Below are 22,310 nucleotides of genomic sequence, written 5' to 3'. Positions count from 1 at the left end.
GGAGAATGAAATGGTATCCAGTCGTACTGAAAAAGACTCAATGGGACCAATCGACGTCCCGGCAGATAAACTGTGGGGCGCGCAGACTCAGCGCTCTCTTGAGCATTTTCGCATCTCCACTGAAAAAATGCCGACGTCACTTATCCAGGCGCTGGCATTAACCAAGCGTGCGGCGGCTAAAGTGAACATGGATCTCGGTTTACTGGATGCGGTAAGGGGTAAAGCCATCATTGAAGCCGCCGATGAAGTGCTGGCTGGCAAACACCCTGAGGAGTTCCCGCTCGCCATCTGGCAAACCGGCTCGGGCACCCATAGCAATATGAACATGAACGAAGTGCTGGCAAACCGGGCGAGTGAAATTCTTGGCGGCGTGCGTGGCATGGAACGTAAAGTTCACCCCAATGATGATGTGAATAAGAGCCAAAGCTCGAACGACGTTTTCCCGACGGCGATGCACGTTGCGGCGATAATTGCAGTGCGTGAACAGTTGCTCCCACAACTAAACGTGCTGAAAGCGACATTGCAGACCAAAGCTGAGGCTTTCCGCGATATCGTAAAAATTGGCCGGACACACTTACAGGACGCCACACCGCTAACGCTGGGCCAGGAAATCTCCGGTTGGGTGGCGATGCTTGAGCATAATCTCAAACATCTTGACCATAGTTTGCCGCACCTTACGGAGCTGGCACTGGGCGGAACGGCGGTGGGAACAGGGCTTAATACGCACCCCGAATACGCCGTGCGCGTTGCAAAAGAGCTGGCAGAAATCACCCGGCAACCGTTTATCACCGCCCCTAATAAATTCGAAGCTCTGGCGACTTGTGATGCGCTGGTTCACGCGCACGGGGCATTAAAAGGGCTGGCGGCATCGCTGATGAAAATCGCGAACGATGTGCGCTGGTTATCTTCCGGCCCGCGCTGCGGCATTGGCGAAATCGCCATTCCAGAAAATGAACCCGGCAGCTCAATTATGCCCGGTAAGGTAAACCCTACCCAGTGCGAAGCGATGACGATGCTGTGTTGCCAGGTGATGGGAAACGATGTGGCTGTCAATATGGGCGGCGCTTCGGGCAACTTTGAGCTGAACGTCTATCGTCCGATGGTCATTCATAACTTCCTGCAATCCGTGCGTTTGCTGGCGGATGGCATGGAGAGTTTCAATGAACATTGTGCAGTGGGTATCGAACCGAATCGTGACCGAATCGCGCAGTTACTCAATGAGTCGCTCATGCTGGTGACCGCCCTGAATACGCACATTGGTTACGATAAAGCCGCTGAAATTGCCAAGAAAGCCCATAAAGAAGGGCTGACGCTTAAAGCATCAGCCTTAAAACTCGGCTATTTAAGTGAAGACGAATTTGATGCCTGGGTGCGTCCTGAAGAGATGGTTGGCAGTATGAAGCAGTAACTTTTTCCGCGTCTGCCTCTATTTTTCGCAATACAGATGCAGTCGCGGTATCACCTGTTCCAGCGGTTGCGCCTCCGGTTTATAGCGATGGCGAATATTGTCCGCATCGTAATTCAGTAACTCTCCCATATCTGGCGGCACTTCGCCGTTGTCCGAATTACATAACACCACCAGAGGCGAAGGGCAGGCGTGCTGCACCTGTTTCTTACGCTCCTGATACCAGGCGCGTGCGATAGGTTGTACCTTGACCGGGCGTTTAATCTTCAACCGTACACTGTCCGACAGGCTGCTTATCGCGTTCAGCTCCCGGGTAATTTGTTCTGCCCACTGTTCGCGGGTAAAAGGCGGCACGGCGCGGTTTGCCTTGAGGCTCTTCTCGAGCATGTCGATAACTTCGCGGCGGGAATAATTCTTAATGATCTGCTTGTTCGCCCAGCCGAAATTCAGCGTGGTGGGATTTTCCAGTAATGTAATAGTGCGATAAGCGTTGAGGGTGATAAGCCCTGGAAGCTGGCGGTGCACCCACTCGAAACGCTGCACGCTCGGCAACTTCGATTCCACACTAATAATGTTTTCCAGCGTTTGCTTGCGCTGATTAATGCGCTCAATAAGATCCTGGGTTTGTTTACGCTGCGTTTCATCAACCTGATAACAAACTGCACCCGGCAGGCGTACCGCGGCTTTACTGCTGATTTTTTCCGACAGTTGCTGGATAAACAAGCGCGTGAAATGGGTGAGGGCAGCCTGATGCGCCTCTTTACCAAGGCGCTGCGTCACCTCGATTTTTCTGACCGTATCATGCTCTTTCCCTTTATCCACCGCAGGTAAAAGAAACACACGACCAACCAGCAAGCGATAGCTATCAAGTTGTTCACGCAACTGGTGCAAATCCCGCTCAAGTTCGCGAAAGGTACTGTTTAAGCGCTCAATCAAATCGTATTTTGCCATGTCATTACCTTCATTAGTTACAACATACTAATGATTTATAGCACAGAGAGACAAACCTGACCATCGGTGTCGCAATGGTCAGGCAGAGGAAAAAAGGGGTTTAGCGGCGTGGTGTAATGGATGCAAGCGGCAGAGGCGAGTCGTTTTTTACCGGCCAGCTAAACCGGAATCGTGCGCCACCCAGCGCACCGCTGTCTACGGTGACAGAACCTTCCATCGCCGTTGCAACGGAATGAACAATGGCAAGGCCGAGGCCGCAGCCGCCGGTTGCCCGGTCACGGCTTGGGTCAAGGCGAACGAACGGTTCAAAGACACGCTCTCGCTCCTCGGCAGGAATACCTGGGCCATCATCTTCCACCTGCAAAATCGCTTTTTGGCCATCAAGCCACAGGCTGATGCGTAATTTCTCTTTGCTATAGCGCAGCGCATTGTTAATGAGGTTGTCGGTCACTCGCTCCATCAGCCGCAAATCAATCAGGCCAAAACTCCCTCCGGCGGGAATATCCAGCAGGACATCGAGCTGCGGGTTAATCATTCGCACATCGGCGATATGTTCATCCAGCCAGCGAGGCATATCTACTTTTGCCAGTTGTAGTTCGGTTTGCGGGCGATCCAGACGCGCGTAAGTCAGCAACTCTTCGATTAACGCTTCGAGTTGGCCAATATCACGATTCAATGCGAGGGATTCAGCCTCCGTCAGGTTGTCGCTCATTTCAAGGCGATAACGCAAACGCACGAGCGGCGTGCGCAGTTCGTGGGCAATGCCGTCGATGAGCAGCTTCTTGCTAGCGATTTGCGCGTTGATGCTGTCTGCCATCTGGTTAAACGCCACGCCCAAACGTTCGAAACTTGAGGCGCTGTCGAAATGAATACGTTCATCAAGATGCCCCGCGCCTAGCCGCTGCGCCGCGGTTTCCAGTTTGAGCATGTCCTTCCAGTGCGGTCGCATCCAGATAAACACCGGGAAGGCGAGGGAGATCGCAATAAAGGCCATCAATGCGACATCCAATAAGCGCATCTGGTGCAGGAAAAACAGATAGGGAATCGGCCCCACCGCCAAAACGTAATGGCTGCGTGGAATACGCTGAATAAACGTATATTCATCGTCGAGGGCGACAATTTCCCCGGCGTGCAGATGGTGCATGGTCATTTCATCGAGCTTGAATTTATCCATAGGTTCGATATGCAGCTTGAAGGATAAATTAAGGTCGAGATCTTTGATGGTGCGGTTCCAGTCGCGGGGCGGAATTTCTCTCAATTCGCTGCGCATCAAATACAGCGAACTTTTCATTAAATCATCCAACGACTGGCGTCCCGCGCGCTCCGCGGTAAATTTGTAGACCAGCCCTACCAGCATGGTCATCACTAAAAAGCAGACGAACAGCAAAAGATAGAACTGAATAAATAATTTTTTCAACGGAAATCACCGGCTTATCAGTTGGATAAATGCTTGGGGGCATCAGCGATCTCTGTTTGAAATTTTATGCCCCGTCTGGCCGGCTATGTAAGCAGGGTTTGCCCTCGCTGACAATATCTGGCTGTAGATTTGACGCTGTTTGCAGCTCTTTCGTACGCTGCTCCGTCAAAAGCTGGCAGACCATTTTTCCCGGCAGTGGACGGTGGAACAAAAAGCCCTGGCAGAGTTCAATGCCTGCCGATTTTACCTGGTCTAATTCTTCTGCGGTTTCAACGCCTTCAATCAGGATTTCACATTGAATAACCGTGCATAACTTCACGACCTGTTTCAGGAAGTTAAATCCGTCCGGTTTGGCTAATCCCAACACCATTGAACGATCCAGTTTTATCTTATCCAGCGGGTAACGCGTCAAATAGTGCAGCGTTGAATATCCGGACCCAAAATCATCGAGCGCAATTTTTATGCCGAGATTACGCATCTTCTCCAGCACTTCGGCAACGCGCACCGGCTCCTGGACTTTTTGTGATTCGGTGATTTCAAATTCCAGTTTCCATCCGGCAGGAAGCGGCTCCGCCAACACTTTGCGTACTACGTTTAACAGGCGGTAATCGATAAGCGTCTGAGGCGAAATATTAATTGAGATCGCCATATTTTCCGCCTCGGACATATTCTCCCGAACGTAGCTCAGAGCATGTTCCATCACCCAGAAATCGATCTCCGGCATAAGCCCTGTGCGCTCATAATATTTCAGGAAGACGGGCGGGGTGATCTTCCCGTCATCACTTTGGTGGCGGATAAGAGCTTCAAGGGCCACGATTTTATGATCGGACAAACGAACCTGCGGCTGGAAATAGAGAATAAACTTTCCGCTGGTTTGCAGCTTCTCAATCTGTAATTGCGCCTCTATGTAGCTGTTTTCCTCAACAACATGACTGTAGTTGGGCACCATTTCAAAATCAGTCGGTTGATGAATTTTCATCTCGCCGGTCAATAAATCGAGATCGGTGTTTTCGGTAGACGTCTGTTTTAATGAATTTTTGACAAACGGACGATAAATTAACACCCCTACAATGACCAAAAAGATATAGAGCATTAAGGCGTTCAAGGAATGCCCGCTGGCTAACCATACTTTAATTGGGCCAGGTGTTGACCAACTGACGATTTCCGAAATTCTCGGAATCACATCCAGATAGGTTGCGCCGTATGCCACAAAATAAGACAGCAACGGCGTCAAGACAAACGGGATGATCATGACCGGATTCAAAACAATCGGAAAACCAAAGATAAGCGGTTCGTTAATGTTAAACAGTGCCATTGGCGCGGAGACCGCCAACAAGCGGCGGTGAGTACTTTTTTTCTGCATCAAAATACAGATAATCAGGCTAAGCGTATTCCCTGTGCCGCCGGAATTACACCACATGTCATAGAACACCGGGCTAAGAATATTGAGCGCACCATGCCCGTTATGCCAGTCACTGATGTTTATTTTAGCCGCAGCGGTAAAGGCAACGTCAATATCCATAAAGAGATAGTAGCCATGAAGGCCAAAAAACCATGGCACGCTGCGCAACAAGACATACGAAATGCCATGTAAAAAATCAGTCGGGTAAAAGTAGAGTGAAAGAGAGCTAAAAAAATGCATTGCGCTATTCAGTTCGTTGTCGGCACCTAATTTTATGATGCTGCTAAATAGAGCAATAATCGCCAGCGTGGTGAAAAAAGAGATAACTGTAATATTATTGTTATCTTTCCATTGGTGAAGTTTTAGCAAAATTTTACTGACTTTTTCTTGCAAGACATTGCCGATTATTCCCGACACCAGCGCCATGGGAATACTGATGTCCAAAAAGAATTGTGCATTATTGTCTAATATTCGCCGGAAGATCATCAGTGTGCTGATGCTAAGTGCGATGCAATAAATTTGCGACAGGCGGTTTCTGACGGCCCAGTGTACGGCGATGTAGATGTTCAAGACCAGCGGCGCAAGGGCCAGAAAACCGATCTGTAACTGCATAAACCAGAGTGCTGCGTCGTTGAAGCCTGCCGTTTCACAAATAACCGACGCGGTAATGACCAGTCCACGGACAATTGAAAGGGGGACGATTGCCATGGTGCTGGCAATAATGGCATGGGCATAGCGATTATTTAATAGTCTAATTTGGCTGCTATTTAATCGATGCAACAGATGATTATGTAACCACACTTTTCTCACAAAATTACCTAAAGCCATTACGCTTATCAATGGTTGTCTTTAAACAGAACGCTGGGTGATTAACCTCAGTAATTCTGCTGTTAACGAGAATGCTTAATTTATATTTTTTTCTACAATTAACTGAATTAACTCTGTCCAAAAATAACAGTTTAAAACATCCATTTTTAGTAATTTCAGTAACACGTACTCAACAATTAGCGTGGATTTTAAGTAATGGCATTGTGCCATTCATATATGCAAACAAGCTGATAACAAAGAAAATACAATATGATCATGAAAACTCTTTTTCTGAATATATTTCGTATTTCTTAGGCAGCTAATCAAGTCGGCAGCGAAATCTACCATATTAGAAGCGTCGGTTTCTATATAGATAGGAACTTAATTTAGTTTTAAGCGATTTATAGGAAGTATATTTGAGAACGCGTCTTTAGGCGGAGATATTCTCCGCAAGCGAAAACGCGTTTTTGGGGCAGGGGTGAATCATGGCGTTGCAGAAAACTACGCTTCACTTTCCCAGGCGTGAGGGGCGAACAAGTAACCTTTATTGCGAACAGTCTTAATGCGAAACGGCTCTGTTGCGCTGTCGTAAAGTTTCTTTCTCAGGCGGGAGATAGCCACATCAACGCTACGATCCAGGCCGTCATAAGTTACGCCGCGCAGGTTTTTGAGCAGCGCGTCGCGATCCATGATCTGCCCTGCATGGGTAGCCAATTCCCAAAGCAAATCGAAATCAGCAGTAGAGAGCGTAATGTTCTCCGTACCCAGCGTCACCTGGCGGTTAACCGGGTCGATACACAGCGCGCCAAAACGCATCGCTTTGTGCGGTTTAAGCGTATTTGGGCTGCTTTCAACGGTCTGTTGTGCTGAGACGCGCTGGCGTAGATGCAGGCGCAAACGCGCCAGGAGTACGGCTGGAGGCGTGGTTTTGAGGATGTAATCGTTAGCTCCCATCTCAAGGGACAATATGTGGTTCATATCGCTATCAAGAGAGGTGAGCAGGACAATCGGGCCATCCCATTGCGGGCGCAGGTCGCGGCACAACGTCATGCCATCTTTGCCGGGTAACATCACGTCCAGTAACACCAGGTCAGGACTATGTTGTGCAATGGTCGCTTCGGCGCAATCTCCGCGACTTTCGACGATGACTTCGATGTCATGTTTGCCGAGGTACGCGGCGATTAATGCTCCAACTTCTGGATCGTCTTCTACATATACGATTTTATTCATGGCCTGACACATCAAATCAAAAGAGGAAACATACACTGCCGTAACGGTTTACACCATCAATCAGAGGTAAACAGAATTATCGCAGTGGGCGGCCGCCGTCAACAGCGTGCGTCCTGCCAGTAACGTAATGGCTATTGAGCAGGTAATCCACCAGCAAAACGATTTCTTGCTCACCTGGCACAATTTTCATCAGCGATTTGTTAAGTGCCTCTTTGCGATAGTCAGCATCGTCCTGTTCGTTGAACATAATCATCGCCGGAGCAATCGCATTCACTTTCACTTCCGGGGCTAATTTACGGGCAAACGAGCGCGTTAAATTATCCAGCGCGGCTTTGCTGGCGGCATAGGCGATATGCTTATCGCTTCCACGCTCCACGACATAATCTGTGAAATGAATAATATCGGCGCTTGAATGCCCGTGGCCGCGTAATAAAGGCTCAAACAGATGGTTGAGCAAATAGGGCGTATTAACATGAATCTGCAACATCGCGGCGAGCGTTTGTGCGGGAGATGAGTGGGGGGATTCAGCAAGCCAGGCGCTGGCATTATGCAAAACGGCGCGCAGGCCATTGCAATGCTGTTTTACCTGAGCGGCGAACTGCTCAATGCCCTGATTGGTAGAGAAATCCCCAAACAGGCAGGTCGCTCCGGCCTGTTCGAGTTCAGCCACCGCGGGGTAACGCGTGCGGTAGCTGATAATCACGGGTTGCTGTTTTGCCAGAAAATGATGCGCCAGCGCGAGCCCAATCCGCTTACCGCCGCCGGTAATCAGAATGGGACGGGCAGATGATGTTATCCCCATCGACGATTCCTTAATGGACTTATTTCACCAGCACCCAGGTCGCAGGAAATGCGGCCACTAATACCAGCATAATCACTGCTTTTTCCTTTAAATTCAGTCTGATTTCATGCGTGTGAGTGCTGCGTGTATACATGAAGACTAATAAACCTGGGGCATACAGTACCACCGAAAGCAGCAAATGCATGGGACCTGACGCATAAAGCAGCCATAGGCCATAGATACAAGCGCCAAGTCCAATCGCCTTATGAAGCGGACGCGTAGCGACTTTCAATAAATAGGCGCCCACCAGGAAATAGGGCACCAGAATCATCTCTGAGGCGATCGTCAGTAGCGTGTTGTAATCCGAACCGGTTAACCAGATGAGCACCAGGCAAATCTGAATACTGAGATTGGTTAACCAAAGCGATGCCGAAGGAGCGCCGTTCTTGTTTTGACGGGCGAAAATTTTCGGAAATGCTTTGTGTGTTGCGGCCAGGAACGGCACTTCGGCGGCCATAATCGTCCAGCTCAGGTATGCACCGCATACTGAAACAATCAGACCCGCGGCGATAATCACTTCACCCCACGGCCCCATCATTTCAACCATTAAACCGGCCATTGAAGGGTTGCGCATACCTGCCAGTTCAGGGCGCGCGATAACGCCAAGGGAAAGCAAGGTTACCAACAGGTAAACACCCAATGCCGCCAAAACGGCCAGCAGTGTGGCGCGGCCCACATCATTTTTATTGCGTGCGCGAGCAGAAACCACCACCGCACCTTCCACCCCAATAAACACCCATAGAGTGATCAGCATGGTATTTTTAACCTGTTCCCAGACTGGAACGCCCAGCGCAATACCGCTGAAATCAAGTTTAAACGTCGAGAGTTTGAACGCCATTGCCGCCAGCACGATAAACAATCCCAGAGGCAACAATTTGGCGAGGGTGGCAACCAAATTGATACTGGCCGCAGTTTGCACGCCGCGCAGCACCAGGAAGTGCACCATCCAGAGTAAAACGGAGGCGCCGACGATTGACTGCCAGGTGTTGCCATCCCCAAACAGACGCAGCTCTGGCGTATCGGTAAAGAAACTTAGCGCGGAGAAAACGATGACTAAATAGGAGACATTGGCGATAACCGCACAAAGCCAGTAACCCCAGGCGGAGAAGAAACCGATGAGTTCCCCGAAACCTTCTCGTGCATAAGTGAAAATGCCGCCGTCCAGATCGGGGCGCAAACGGGTTAACACCACCATCGCCAATGCCAGCAGCAAAATACCCACGCCAGTAATTGCCCAGCCGATCAGCAACGCTGAGGGACTCGCCACGCTTGCCATATTTTGCGGCAGACTAAAGACACCCGCACCGAGCATTGAGCTTAAAACCAATGCGGTTAATGCGGCGAGTCCAAGCTTCTTTTCCATAGCAATCCCGTAAAAATCGATTAAAACCCAGAATAATTATTATGCTTTGGTGCATAAACATGGTGGGTAACACTAAGGCGCGGAATTTTACGGAGTGTAAGCGCAGCTTGCAATGACATGAGCCATAAAATGCCCGGAGATATAAAAAAGGGTAGCTAAAAAGCCACCCTTTAGTCAGAAAAATGCAGAAATTACTTATAAAGGTCTGCGCTGACGGTCAAGTTGCCGCCACGCTCTTCCCACTGACGAGTAATGTGGTAGTACTTAGCCCCTTTCTTCGCGGCACGCTTAGCCACCTGGTAAGAGACTTCGGTGCTGCTGCCGTAGTGGCCGGTGAACTTCACGCTATCAAACGGAACCATTTGCGCGGCAGTCACTTTGTTCACTTCCTGAATCTTGGTGCCATCCGGGAGCGTTACGGTGTAACGCCCGCCTTGCGTGGTTTGCGTTTCAAAGAAACGGCCTACATCGGAACTTGGGGTGCTTGAACTGGCAACGCCTGGAATTTCCACTTTCGCAGCCGCTGCGCCGCCTGCAGCAAGTGCTGCTTTACCGGCTTCTGAATCGGCGGGAATCACGTCAGGGCTTTGCAGCACACGTTTTTTTGCATCTTTCTTATAGATGAAAGCGGTAATGCGCTGGTTGCCACCTGAGTTCGCATCGATTTGGCGCACGATATAGAACGAATCCGCACCTTTTTGTTTTGCGACACGGGTAATGGCATCGTTAACTTCAGGCTGGCTGCGATAAAAACCCTGGACTGTCACGGTATCGAATGGCTCAAGAGCATATGCTTGGTCTTTCGGTAACTCCACTACGCCGTTGATAACGCGGTTGGTGGTTTTTTCAGCTTTAGGGGCATCAGCATGGTATACATCAGCAACCACGCGCCAGTTACCGCTGCTGCCGGTATCGTTGGTGTCCAGTACGTAGAAAGAGGCCGCACCCATGTTGTCCGCGCGACGAGAAACAGATTTCACTGCCTCACCGATGGAGTTAAAACGCCCGGTGATGGTAATGCGTTCAAAAGGTTTAAGAGCAGCAGCTTGATCGGGAGTCAGTTCTGTTGCTGCCTGAGCCGACAGCGTAGTTAAGGAAATCAGTGCTGACGCCAGAAGGGTGTTCTTGAGCTTCATAAAAATAGTCCTTCGCCTTGCGCAAAATGAATACAAATACCGCATTCTCTGAGGGTTACCTGTTAGCCGCCGATTATGCATTGAAACGCTGCAAGTGTCTGCGGCATTTTTCTCTCTGCAACTTTTGATTGCAGATATTTTTCATAACAAAATTTTATAAATTCACAAAAGAGTGCTTTGACCAGTAAAAGTGATAAAGCATACAACTTAATTAGTTAATGTAATGTTAAATATGCACTTTGCGACGGCGCAGAATCGTGAATTGCCTCGCTGATAAAGCGTATTATCAGGCTTCGAAGATGAAACTTAGGCGAAAAGGGCTGTCCTGGGCCTTTAGCACTAAACTTTTACGATAATGATACAAATACTGAGATCCTGATCTAGATCACAGGCGTTATTTTCAGTAGGTTATAAATAGTTTGTTACAGATGTATTTTTATTTGAACGGGCGATGAAAATGACGATTGTCTGACGTTTGAATCAGATAGCGTGTCTGAGTTGCCGTGGCTTTGTCTGGCAAACCATCAACAAAAAATGAGATGGAAGGGAATACTATGCGTATTGGGGTACCAAAAGAGCGGTGGGCGGGTGAATCCCGCGTGGCTGCCACGCCAAAAACAGTGGAGCAACTGCTGAAACTGGGTTTCACCGTCACGGTTGAAAGTGGCGCGGGTAAATTGGCAAGCTTTGATAACGAAGCGTTTGTACAGGCAGGCGCGACCATTTCAGATACCGCTGAGGTCTGGCAGTCTGACATCGTACTGAAAGTCAACGCACCGCAAGACAGCGAAATCGAGTTGCTGCGTGCGGGCTCAACGCTTGTTAGCTTTATCTGGCCTGCTCAAAATCCTGAGCTACTGGAAAAACTGGCCGCTAAAAATGTCACCGTCATGGCGATGGATTCTGTTCCACGTATTTCTCGTGCGCAGTCGCTCGATGCTTTGAGCTCTATGGCAAACATCGCCGGTTATCGTGCGATTGTTGAAGCGGCTCATGAATTCGGCCGTTTCTTTACCGGCCAAATTACCGCTGCCGGTAAAGTGCCACCGGCGAAAGTAATGGTTATCGGTGCGGGTGTAGCGGGTCTTGCGGCTATTGGTGCAGCAAACAGCCTCGGCGCAATTGTGCGCGCATTCGACACTCGTCCAGAAGTAAAAGAACAAGTGCAAAGTATGGGCGCTGAGTTCCTGGAGCTGGACTTCAAAGAAGAAGCGGGCAGCGGCGATGGCTACGCTAAAGTAATGTCCGAAGCATTCATTAAAGCCGAAATGGAACTGTTTGCGGCCCAGGCGAAAGAAGTCGACATTATTGTCACGACGGCGCTTATTCCTGGCAAACCGGCACCAAAACTCATCACCCGCGAAATGGTTGACTCTATGCAAGCGGGAAGTGTGATTGTCGACTTAGCCGCGCAGAACGGCGGCAACTGCGAATACACCGTTGCGGACCAAATTACCGTTACGCCAAACGGCGTGAAAGTGATTGGCTACACCGATCTGCCGGGCCGTTTGCCGACGCAGTCGTCCCAGCTTTACGGTACCAACCTGGTTAACCTGTTGAAGCTGCTGTGCAAAGAGAAAGATGGCAACACGGTGGTGGATTTTGAAGATGTGGTCATCCGTGGCGTTACGGTTATTCGTGATGGCGAAGTGACCTGGCCTGCACCACCGATTCAGGTTTCCGCTCAGCCTCAGGCTGCGCCTAAACAAGCGGCGGCTCCGGTTGAAGAGAAAAAGCCGGCTTCGCCATGGCGTAAATATGCGTTTATGGCTCTGGCGATTATTTTGTTCGGCTGGCTTGCTGACGTGGCACCAAAAGAGTTCCTTGGTCACTTTACTGTGTTCGCTCTGGCCTGCGTCGTGGGCTACTACGTGGTATGGAACGTTTCTCACGCGCTGCATACGCCGCTGATGTCGGTGACCAACGCCATTTCAGGGATTATTGTGGTGGGCGCATTATTGCAGATTGGTCACGGCGGCTGGGTTAGCTTCCTGAGCTTCATTGCCGTGCTGATCGCCAGTATCAATATTTTTGGTGGTTTCACCGTCACTCAGCGCATGCTGAAAATGTTCCGGAAGAACTAAGGGGTAACACATGTCTGGTGGATTAGTTACAGCAGCATACATTGTTGCCGCTATTCTGTTTATTTTCAGCCTGGCGGGGCTGTCAAAACACGAAACATCTAAGCAAGGCAACTTGTTCGGTATGGCCGGGATGGCTATCGCATTGGTTGCAACAATCTTCGGGCCAGAGACTGGCAACGTCGTCTGGATTATCGTGGCGATGGTCATTGGTGGTGCCATCGGTATTCACCTTGCGAAGAAAGTTGAAATGACCGAAATGCCGGAGCTGGTGGCTATCCTGCACAGCTTCGTGGGTCTGGCGGCGGTTCTGGTGGGCTTTAACAGCTATCTGGATCACGCCCCAGGTCTTGAGCCGGTAATGGAAAACATCCATTTAACGGAAGTATTCCTCGGGATCTTCATCGGGGCAGTGACCTTCACGGGTTCTATCGTGGCTTTTGGCAAACTACGCGGCAAAATCTCTTCTAAACCGCTGATGTTGCCAAACCGACACAAACTGAACCTGGCGGCGCTAGTTGTCTCGTTCGCAATGCTGATTATTTTCGTGCGTACCGAAAGCGTTGGTCTGCAGGTTCTGGCGTTGCTGGTGATGACGATCATCGCGCTGGTGGTTGGCTGGCATCTGGTGGCGTCGATTGGTGGCGCAGATATGCCGGTTGTGGTTTCCATGCTGAACTCCTACTCCGGTTGGGCGGCGGCGGCGGCGGGCTTTATGCTCAGCAACGACCTGCTGATTGTGACCGGTGCGCTGGTCGGTTCGTCGGGTGCGATTCTGTCTTACATCATGTGTAAAGCGATGAACCGCTCCTTTATTAGCGTCATTGCAGGCGGCTTCGGCACAGACGGTTCTTCAACCGGTGAAGGCGAAGAAGTGGGTGAGCACCGTGAGATCACGGCGGAAGATACCGCTGACATGCTGAAAAACTCAACCTCAGTCATCATCACGCCAGGATACGGCATGGCGGTTGCGCAGGCGCAGTATCCGGTGGCGGAAATCACTGAGAAGCTGCGTGCGCGTGGTATCAAAGTACGCTTTGGTATTCACCCGGTTGCAGGCCGTTTACCGGGCCACATGAACGTTCTGTTGGCGGAAGCCCGCGTACCGTACGATGTGGTGCTGGAAATGGACGAAATTAACGATGATTTCGCAGATACCGATACCGTTCTGGTTATCGGCGCGAATGACACCGTTAACCCTGCAGCACTGGAAGATCCACGCAGCCCAATCGCCGGGATGCCGGTATTGGAAGTGTGGAAAGCGCAGAATGTTATAGTCTTCAAACGTTCCATGAATACCGGCTATGCTGGGGTGCAAAACCCGCTGTTCTTTAAAGAGAATACGCAGATGCTGTTTGGCGATGCCAAGGCGAGTGTAGAAGCGATTCTTAAAGCGCTTTAATTATATTTGAACATAAGTTTTTTCCTAAACCGCCTCTCGAGGCGGTTTTTTTGTATTAATTAAAACCGTTATCATCAATACGGAGGAGAAACAATTCAGGCAGGGGTAGTAATATTGTGATGCTGCAAATCACACGATACAATTAATATAAATTCAGCTAACACGGTTGTTGTGTATGAAAAGAGTCATAATATTAAGTGCCGCATTAATTCTTTCTGGCTGCGTTACCCATCGTTGGGTAAAAGAAGGGGCGACCGAGCAGGATAGAAATATGGCAGAAACGGCCTGTAAAGCGGAAGCGTTAAGAGGCCTGCCTCCCGACTACGTGGTCAATAGCAAAACCACCTCAAAAGATAAGAAACACAATTCAAGCAGTACAAACTACTCATCTATTGATGCCAATGAAATCAAACGTGGGATTCTTGAAAAGGATTGTATGTATCAGAAAGGTTGGTCGCAAATAGACGTTCAGAATTAATTAAACAAATGTTGTTATATTAATAGCTAACCTTTGTTGAATTTTTGTTTTTCTTATTCTTATTATTTTCCACGAGTAAATATATTTACAGATGCCGCTCTTGAGCGGCATTTTGCTATTACAGCGCTTATCACTGCTATGAATGCAACGTTACATTTAACTATCTGAATCTATAGAAGAATAGTGTAGAAGGAATACAGGGCAACGAGTAAAATATAACCGGGTGCTGAAGCTGACTGCTTCGAACCCCATGGTAAAAAGCAGACAGAAAAAAGCCCCGAGTTAGTTAAACCAACCCGAGGCCCTCTCATGCATAGACCCCATGATAGTAGCCTCTTCATTTTGTGTTTGCAACGCAGGAGGCGAAAATGTCGTCAAAGAACAGGTTGTTTTCCGTAATCGTTATCTGTTTGACAATTCTCATGATTATATTTCTGGTTAAGGATTCACTGTGTGAATTCCACTACCGAAAAGGCAGCATTGAGATGGCGGCATTTTTAGCCTGTCGAAAGTCGTAATCGCGAAGTTTTAGAGGTCAGTGGCGGGGGATTTTCCCCGCCACACATGGGAATCTTGCATGATATTTCAGCACTCCACCCAACAAAAAGCCCGTTCATTCGCCATGAGCGGGCTTTTCTTTTACTGTGCTTAAATCTTGCGGCTAATCGTCTTCATCGTCATCCATTTCTACGGGTGTCTGGTAATCATCAGGTTTAATCACCAGTAAATCACACCGCAGGTGGTCGATAACTTGTTCCGCTGTATTACCCAGGAACGCGGCAGAAAGGCCAGTGCGGCCTACGGTGCCGAGCACTACAATACCCGCTTGTAAATGTTCGGCGAGATCGGGGATCACTTCTTCTGGCAACCCTTTCTCGACGTGAGTCATTTTCTCATCAATGCCAAATTTTTGGCGTAACGCTTTCATTGCCACCAAATGCTGGCCGCGAATGGCATCGTTATAAACGCTTGGATCAAAATCTGGAAGTTCGATGGCAATATTAATGGGGGTAATGGGGTAGGCCCCGACGAGATGGACTTCTGTGTGGTTAACATCATCGGCCAGGCGAAGCGTCTCTTTAACCAGTTTTTCGTTCAGTGCGTTGTGGTACTGCTCTTCACTGGCGAGGTTTACCGCGACAACTGCACGGCCACCTTCAGGCCAAGGTTTTTCATTAACCATCCACACCGGGCTCGGGCATTTACGCAGGAGATGCCAGTCGGTTGGCGTGAAAATAACGGCTTCCAGTTTATCGTGCTGGTGCGTCATTTTAAGCACAAGGTCATGACCACCGCTGATCACTTCCTGAATAATCGCCTCGAAAGGACGATTATGCCACACCACTTTAATTTCAATCGGGACGCCCGAATCGATGTAGTACTGGGCTTGTTCTTTAATCCAGGCCGCGCGTTGGCTTATCACGCCTTTGCGCATAGCGGTGCGCTCATCTGGCGACAGAAGGGTGGTCATTTCGTAGGAAAAATCATAGATAGGCAGAAAAGCTTTGATCCTGCCCCCAATCCGTTGATGCAAATAAACTGCACGCCGCAGGGCGGGTTGATCATCCTGATTAGGATCTATTGCGACTAGCATGTTTTGATACTTTGCCATACAGGTCTCCTTACAACTGCTTAACCACAGTCTGTTAAGTAAGATTAACCTATATGTGATGAATGAAACAGGTGATAACCTATTGCAGGATCAATAAATCGACAAAATCTATTGATCCTGGTTAAGTCAGGAAGAATCAAGCAACGTTACGCGATTGACCAGCGAGTTGTGAAAGAATATCGATGTTTTCGATAGTAATATACTTTCCTTTTACCGCCAGCATGCCGCTTTTCTGGAAACGCCCTAACAGGCGGCTGATGGTTTCAACCGTCAGGCCAAGATAGTTACCGATGTCGCCACGCGTCATGGTCAGACGGAATTCCCGAGGGGAGAAACCGCGCTGCGCAAAGCGGCGTGAAAGATTGTAGATAAACGCGGCCAGACGCTCTTCTGCATTCTTTTTAGAAAGCAGCAGAATCATATCCTGATCGCCCTTAATCTCACCGCTCATCAAACGCATCATCTGCTGGCGCAGATTCGGCATTTTACCGGACAAATCATCCAGCGTTTCGAACGGAATCTCGCAGACCATTGAGGTTTCCAGCGCCTGCGCAAAACTTGGGTGCAGCCCGGTGCCGATAGCATCAAAGCCCACTAAATCACCCGCCAGATGGAAGCCTGTAATCTGCTCGTCACCTTGCTCTGTGATGGTGTAGCTCTTAATTGTCCCTGAACGAATCGCGTACAGCGACTTCAGCTCATCACCTGCCTTAAACAGGGTTTGTCCCTTCTGAATAGGCTTTTTACGCTCGATAATATTATCAAGCTGATCAAGCTCATGTTCATTGAGCGTGAAGGGGATGCATAATTGGCTGATGCTGCAATCCTGGCAATGGATAGCACAGCCGCCAGACTGAATGCGTCGAATAATTCGCTTTTCAGGGATCATAGATATGCTCGGGCCGTTATTGATATTGGTCAATTTTAACATCTTTTTCTTGAGCACGTAAGTATGATGAAAGCGCATTCAGAATATAACGGGTATTAAAGCCAGGGTTATAGAGCTATCCCATTGAAATTCATGGAACTGCACAGATGCCAGCATTATTCCACGAAGAATAAAGCATAAATCCCTATGCAGAACGATGCTAGATCAGCAAATACCCTTCATGGCGCAACAGCCACTCTTTTCGGGTAACCCCTCCCGCATAACCGGTCATCGTGCCATTGCGGCCAATCACCCTATGGCAAGGAACCACAATACTTACCGGGTTTGAACCATTTGCCGCACCCACCGCGCGCGCAGCACCCGGTCTGCCGAGTTGTTCCGCTAGCTGCCCGTAATGCATGATTTGACCGCACGGAATCGATCGCAGTGTTTTCCACACTTCACGTTGAAATTCTGTTCCGGCGGTCGCGGTCGGTAGCGTTTGGATCACGGCTAAATCGCCGTCAAAATAGTCGCGTAGTTTATCGCTCAACCCGCCTGGATTAGCGCTCGCCACGCGCTGGTAGCCGCTGACACCGTAATGAAGACCGAGCAATTGCACCATTCTGTCGCTATGTTCATCCCATTCCACCGCGCGCAAATGGTAGTGCTCATCACACATCACCCATAACGGCCCTAATGGTGTTTCGATTTTGTCTTCCAGCAGTGTCAGCATTATTCGCTCCGGTTAACTCAGACGCGGGTAAATTCCCGGCCCAATTGGCAGGCCCACAAGATACCACGCCACCAGCAGTAGCAACCAGACACCCAAAAAGATGAGGGGGTAAGGTAATACTAAAGAGTAATAAGTCCCTAATTTCGCATCCGGTTTATAGCGTTGCAGGAATCCTAAGAATAATGGAATAAACGGTGAAACCGGAGCCAGTGGGATTACAGAAGAATCCGCCACACGGAACAGAATTTGCGCAAAGGCCGGATGGAACCCCAACAGCATAAACATCGGGACAAAGATCGGGGCCAGAATTGACCAGATAGCCGAGCCGCTCGCAATAAACATACATAAAAAAGACGACAGCAGGGCTAGGCCCAGAAATGCCGGAATACCGTTCAGGCCAGAACCTTCCAGCACATCAGTCAGCCCGACGGCCATGAATTTGCCCATATTGCTCCAGTTGAACATCGCTACAAACTGCGCCAACGGGAACACCATTACGATAAATCCGGCCATCTCCTTCATCGGCTCAATCATTAACTGCGGCAAATCTGCCTGCCTGCGGATTTTTTTCGTCGCGATGCCATATGCCAGCGAAATGACAAAAAAGAACAGGATAATCAGCGGCACAATTCCGCTAATAAAAGGAGAAGGAATAATGGTGTGTTTAACCGGGTCGCGGAGCAAACCATTTTCTGGCACCAACAGCAGAGCGACAACCGCGATAAACAGCAGCGAAACAATCCCGGTGACGCGCAACCCAAAGCGTTGTACATCGTCGAGTTGCTGAAGCTTTTCTCGGTTTTCACCTTGCCAGACCCCCAAACGTGGCTCGACGATTTTATCGGTAATCAGGCCGCCAACAATCGACAGCACAACCACGGATGTCGCCATAAAATACCAGTTATCAATCACGCTCACGTGCATTGCGGGGTCGATACTGTGGGCGGCTTCGGTACTGATCCCAGAAAGCAGCACATCAGTGGTCACAATCAATAAATTAGCGGTGAATCCGCAACCGACACCGGCAATCGCCGCCAGCAAACCGGCGACGGGGTGACGCCCCACGGCGAGAAAAATGAGTGCGCCCATCGGGGGCATAATCACCAACGCCGCATCCGAAGAGATGTGGCTAAAGAAGGCGATAAACAGCACCATATAACTGGCATAACGCGCGCTGACGTGCGATGCCATTTTTACCATCAGGCTCGGTAACAACCCGACACGTTCCGCCAGCCCCGCGCCTAACACCAACGCCAGAATCGCTCCCAGGGGGGCAAATCCGCTGAAGTTCTTAATGACATTCGGCAAAAACCAGTGAACGCCCTCGGCACTCAGCAAATTTTTGACTTGCACCAGGCTTCCGTCTGCCGGGCTTCGCACACTCACGTTGAATGCCGAAAGTATCGCGGTGCTTACGGATAAAATGACAATCAAATAGACGAACAGCAAAAAAGGATGGGGCACTTTATTGCCAATTTTTTCTACCAGGCCGTACAGCTTGCTGTTGCCAGTATGCGAGGGTAAGGATGAAAGACTCATAGAGGGCCTCTATCGGTTGCGATGTTGTGTTTTTATTTATGGTTTTGTCGTGTTTAGGGCGGATGAGGCTGCGCTAATCCGCCCTAAAAAAACGCTCACTCTTTGGTGTCGTTGGTTATTTTAAAGGTGACGGTGTAACGTTTTTCGGAATCGGACACTGGTAAGGGCGCTCAGTAAGTTGTGCGTGCAACTCACTTTGGCAGGCTTCCAGCGTCTGTGGATGGGTAAACAACTGCAGCGCAGTGGCCGCCATCACTTTTCCTGCATGTAACATTCCTTTATGGGCGATTGAGGTGCGCCCCTGGCTCACCAGTTGCCAGGTATGCAGCGGCGTACCCACGGTAAAGCACGGGCTAAAGCATTGTGCAACCGGCACTTTCCAGCTTACATCACCCACATCCGTCGAGCCGGGAAGGATTTTGTCATTTGCGGCGTAGGGCGCAATTTCATTAATCAGTAACGTTTCACGATGGCGACGTGCAAAGGCCTTGCCCTCTTCATTGGAGGTGTTAGCGATATTATTTAAGCTATTTTGCAGATCGTTTTCGGTCAGCGTAGCGCGAATTTTTTTGGCAAACGTCAGCTCTTCATCGCTCCATTGCGGCAGGCCAAGCGCCTGCAAAGCCTGATACATTACGCCTTCGAGATGGCGGTTTGGCAGGTAATTAGAGCAGGCTTTATCAAAGCGCACGTTCACCGAGGTTTCAGTCATCAATGCCGCGCCTTCAGCGATTTTATTGATGCGCTCGTAAATATGTTGGGCCTGTGCCATTTCAGGCGCACGAATCAAATAGAGCACTTCGGCCTGCGCCTGCACCACGTTTGGCGAAATACCGCCGGTATTGGTAATGGCGTAATGCACACGCGCTTTCTCAATAATGTGCTCATTAAGGAAATTGGTGCCGGTCGCCATCAGCGTAACGGCGTCCAGGGCGCTGCGCCCCAGGTGAGGTGAATTAGCCGCATGGGCCGCAATACCATTGAAACGATAGGCTACCTGAATGTTTGCCAGCGAACTGGTGCTGAACATGCCCGCGTAGGCTTCCGGGTGCCAGGTAACGGCGGCATCAACATCGTCAAAAAGCCCTTCGCGCACCATAAACGTTTTGCCGGAACCGCCTTCTTCCCCTGGGCAGCCATAAAAACGCACGGTTCCTTTGCCACCGTATTGCTCAAGCCAGGTTTTAATCGCAACAGCACCCGCAAAAGCGGCGGTGCCGAGTAAATTGTGGCCGCAGCCGTGGCCGTTAGCGCCTTCAACCAGCGGCGCAGGTGATGCTTCACCCGAACACTGACTCAACCCCGCCAGCGCATCGTATTCACCCAGCAGCGCGATCACCGGTTTTCCGGAGCCAAAACTTGCCACAAACGCGGTTTCGATATTTCCTGCATTGCGCTCCACGCTAAAACCTTCGGCCTCAAGCGCACAGGCGAGGCGTTCTGCCGACCAATGCTCTTCAAAACGGGTTTCCGGGTGATCCCAAATATCATCTGCAATCGCGGTAAACTCACCGCGTTTGGCCTCAATGGCATCATCAACAAACTGATAAATTGAACTCATCACACACCTCGCGACCAGGGGAAATTAAGGGCGAGGCGAGCCAGCGTATTCACGGCAACTTCCATCACCTTCTCATCAAAATCAAACTTCTCGTTATGATGCCCGGCACTCAATTCAGTACCGAAAACCATATAGGACGCTTTACCGCCTTGCTCCTGGACACGCGCCATCATCAGCGTGGCATCTTCCGAACCCGCCGCGCCTTTCACGGTATCCACAACCTGCGTCACGCCGCTCACTTCGCTCGCCTGCTGGCGAATATATTCGACCCATTCAGGAGATGGTACGCTGTTGGTCGCAGCGCCCATCAACTGCACTTCTGCCTCGATACCGTACATCGTGGCGGTCCCGCGAATAATTTCCTGGGCACGGTCAAAAACGTAATCGTTGATAACGTTGGTTTCGCCACGCGTTTCTACTTTCAGTAAGGCCTGCGCCGGTACCACGTTGCGCCCGCTACCGGCCTGCAGCACCCCAACGTTAATGCGGGAAGCACCTGCGCTATGGGGTGCTACGGAATGCAATGCCAGCGCGGTTTGTGCGGCGGCGAGCAGGGCGTTCCGGCCTTCTTCGGGTTTCCCGCCTGCGTGTGCGGCAACACCGGTGAACAGCACATCAAATTTGGTGGTCGCCATAAAATTATCGCTGCCACACACCACGGTGCCTGTCGGGATACCGGTGCCGATGTGAATCGCCGTAAAGTAATCGATATTATCTAGAGCGCCTGCGGCAACCATGGCGCGTGCGCCGCGCGTCCCTTCTTCGGCAGGCTGGAAAATAAGCTTAATCGTGCCGTTTAGCTGGTCGGAAAACTGTTGCAGTACGGTGGCAAGTCCAAGCCCGATTGCCGTGTGCCCGTCATGGCCGCAGGCGTGCATCATTCCGGCATTGCAAGAGGCAAACCCCTCGGCAAATGGGCGATGCGCAGGTTGAAGCATCTCACCTAAATCGAGTGCATCCATATCCACGCGAAAAGCGAGCGTTGGGCCTGGGCGGCCTGTTTCAAGCGTGGCGACAATGCCGGTAAATCCGCCGGAAAAATACGCCAGCCATTGTGGCAACGCACCTTGTTCAACGGCACGTTTTTCTTCGCGATCCAGCACTTCGGCAGAAGGCAGCCCCATTCGCGCCGCGTCATCGACCACATCACGGCCCAGGGCTAATTGATACCCTAATTGATGCAGCGTTTCTGCCACCAGGGTGGCAGTGCGAAACTCCAGCCAGCCGGACTCGGCAAAGTGGTGAAAATCACGCCGCCAGTGCTGCAGGCGCGGTGCTAATTCATGTACTGCCCGTTCTAATTTCGACATAAGCCCACTCATCTCGGTTAAGCATCTTCTGTGATCGACTTCACGCTGTGATAGTTTTTACTTATCACTGAGCGATATTTGGTAGTTTTCGCCGTCATGGGATTACCCTGGCATAAGAGATTGAATTACAGTAGATGCCAAAATCTTTTGGCTGATAGCTAATGGTTATCA

The 22,310-nt window shown here is 50.1% G+C and carries 18 protein-coding genes; 5 read left to right on the top strand and 13 right to left on the bottom strand.

Annotation, left to right across the window (positions count from 1 at the left end):
* Nucleotides 1-10: 10 nt before the first annotated feature.
* Nucleotides 11-1,408, top strand: a complete 1,398-nt coding sequence (fumC, locus tag AB1E22_RS21125) for a class II fumarate hydratase (RefSeq protein WP_367597178.1) — start codon at nucleotides 11-13, stop codon at nucleotides 1,406-1,408.
* A gap of 18 nt (nucleotides 1,409-1,426) precedes the next feature.
* Here fumC and tus read toward each other — a convergent pair whose 3' ends face one another.
* The 7 genes from tus to ydgH all read right to left on the bottom strand — a co-directional run bounded on the left by tus (nucleotide 1,427) and on the right by ydgH (nucleotide 10,552).
* Nucleotides 1,427-2,356: a DNA replication terminus site-binding protein gene (gene tus, locus AB1E22_RS21120; protein WP_367597177.1), complete on the bottom strand. Its 930-nt coding sequence runs from the start codon at nucleotides 2,354-2,356 to the stop codon at nucleotides 1,427-1,429.
* Between the two features lie 100 nt (nucleotides 2,357-2,456).
* Nucleotides 2,457-3,773, bottom strand: a complete 1,317-nt coding sequence (gene rstB / locus AB1E22_RS21115) for a two-component system sensor histidine kinase RstB (protein WP_367597176.1) — start codon at nucleotides 3,771-3,773, stop codon at nucleotides 2,457-2,459.
* A 64-nt stretch (nucleotides 3,774-3,837) separates the two neighbouring features.
* Entirely contained in the window at nucleotides 3,838-6,003 is a 2,166-nt protein-coding gene (locus AB1E22_RS21110; RefSeq protein ID WP_367597175.1) for an EAL domain-containing protein, read from the bottom strand.
* A 480-nt stretch (nucleotides 6,004-6,483) separates the two neighbouring features.
* Nucleotides 6,484-7,212 carry a two-component system response regulator RstA gene (gene rstA / locus AB1E22_RS21105; RefSeq protein WP_367597174.1) on the bottom strand — a complete coding sequence of 243 codons (729 nt, stop codon included), beginning with the start codon at nucleotides 7,210-7,212 and terminating at the stop codon, nucleotides 6,484-6,486.
* A gap of 76 nt (nucleotides 7,213-7,288) precedes the next feature.
* A complete protein-coding gene (folM, locus tag AB1E22_RS21100; protein WP_367597173.1) occupies nucleotides 7,289-8,014 on the bottom strand; it encodes a dihydromonapterin reductase in 726 nt (241 codons plus the stop codon).
* A gap of 19 nt (nucleotides 8,015-8,033) precedes the next feature.
* Nucleotides 8,034-9,416 carry an amino acid permease gene (locus AB1E22_RS21095; protein WP_367597172.1) on the bottom strand — a complete coding sequence of 461 codons (1,383 nt, stop codon included), beginning with the start codon at nucleotides 9,414-9,416 and terminating at the stop codon, nucleotides 8,034-8,036.
* 191 nt (nucleotides 9,417-9,607) lie between these two features.
* A complete protein-coding gene (gene ydgH / locus AB1E22_RS21090) occupies nucleotides 9,608-10,552 on the bottom strand; it encodes a DUF1471 family protein YdgH (RefSeq protein ID WP_367597171.1) in 945 nt (314 codons plus the stop codon).
* 554 nt (nucleotides 10,553-11,106) lie between these two features.
* Here ydgH and pntA point away from each other — a divergent pair.
* The 4 genes from pntA to AB1E22_RS21070 all read left to right on the top strand — a co-directional run bounded on the left by pntA (nucleotide 11,107) and on the right by AB1E22_RS21070 (nucleotide 15,031).
* A complete protein-coding gene (gene pntA, locus AB1E22_RS21085; RefSeq protein WP_367597170.1) occupies nucleotides 11,107-12,636 on the top strand; it encodes a Re/Si-specific NAD(P)(+) transhydrogenase subunit alpha in 1,530 nt (509 codons plus the stop codon).
* Nucleotides 12,637-12,646: 10 nt separating this feature from the next.
* The gene (gene pntB, locus AB1E22_RS21080; protein WP_367597169.1) at nucleotides 12,647-14,035 is read left to right on the top strand and encodes a Re/Si-specific NAD(P)(+) transhydrogenase subunit beta; all 1,389 of its coding nucleotides are present in this window, start codon (nucleotides 12,647-12,649) and stop codon (nucleotides 14,033-14,035) included.
* Between the two features lie 175 nt (nucleotides 14,036-14,210).
* Nucleotides 14,211-14,513: a hypothetical protein gene (locus AB1E22_RS21075; RefSeq protein ID WP_367597168.1), complete on the top strand. Its 303-nt coding sequence runs from the start codon at nucleotides 14,211-14,213 to the stop codon at nucleotides 14,511-14,513.
* Nucleotides 14,514-14,881: 368 nt separating this feature from the next.
* On the top strand, nucleotides 14,882-15,031 hold the full coding sequence (locus tag AB1E22_RS21070; protein WP_367597167.1) for a Hok/Gef family protein: 150 nt from the start codon (nucleotides 14,882-14,884) through the stop codon (nucleotides 15,029-15,031).
* A gap of 143 nt (nucleotides 15,032-15,174) precedes the next feature.
* Here the strand turns inward: AB1E22_RS21070 and uspE are convergent, their stop codons facing one another.
* The 6 genes from uspE to AB1E22_RS21040 all read right to left on the bottom strand — a co-directional run bounded on the left by uspE (nucleotide 15,175) and on the right by AB1E22_RS21040 (nucleotide 22,139).
* Complete coding sequence (gene uspE, locus AB1E22_RS21065) at nucleotides 15,175-16,125, bottom strand: universal stress protein UspE (RefSeq protein ID WP_367597166.1); 951 nt, start codon at nucleotides 16,123-16,125, stop codon at nucleotides 15,175-15,177.
* 136 nt (nucleotides 16,126-16,261) lie between these two features.
* Nucleotides 16,262-17,014: a fumarate/nitrate reduction transcriptional regulator Fnr gene (fnr, locus tag AB1E22_RS21060; RefSeq protein ID WP_367597425.1), complete on the bottom strand. Its 753-nt coding sequence runs from the start codon at nucleotides 17,012-17,014 to the stop codon at nucleotides 16,262-16,264.
* Between the two features lie 199 nt (nucleotides 17,015-17,213).
* Nucleotides 17,214-17,729 (bottom strand): methylated-DNA--[protein]-cysteine S-methyltransferase, encoded by a 516-nt coding sequence (gene ogt / locus AB1E22_RS21055; protein WP_367597165.1) that lies wholly within the window; start codon nucleotides 17,727-17,729, stop codon nucleotides 17,214-17,216.
* A 12-nt stretch (nucleotides 17,730-17,741) separates the two neighbouring features.
* On the bottom strand, nucleotides 17,742-19,268 hold the full coding sequence (abgT, locus tag AB1E22_RS21050) for a p-aminobenzoyl-glutamate transporter (protein WP_367597164.1): 1,527 nt from the start codon (nucleotides 19,266-19,268) through the stop codon (nucleotides 17,742-17,744).
* A 115-nt stretch (nucleotides 19,269-19,383) separates the two neighbouring features.
* Entirely contained in the window at nucleotides 19,384-20,829 is a 1,446-nt protein-coding gene (locus tag AB1E22_RS21045; protein ID WP_367597163.1) for a M20 family metallopeptidase, read from the bottom strand.
* A complete protein-coding gene (locus tag AB1E22_RS21040) occupies nucleotides 20,829-22,139 on the bottom strand; it encodes a M20 family metallo-hydrolase (protein WP_367597162.1) in 1,311 nt (436 codons plus the stop codon). The genes AB1E22_RS21045 and AB1E22_RS21040 overlap by 1 nt, the downstream gene beginning before the upstream one ends.
* Nucleotides 22,140-22,310: the final 171 nt, after the last annotated feature.

Source organism: Buttiauxella gaviniae, from assembly GCF_040786275.1.
Lineage (GTDB): Bacteria > Pseudomonadota > Gammaproteobacteria > Enterobacterales > Enterobacteriaceae > Buttiauxella > Buttiauxella gaviniae_A.
The sequence above is the reverse complement of the archived record's forward strand: the minus strand, read 5'-3'. Positions and strand labels throughout refer to the sequence as shown.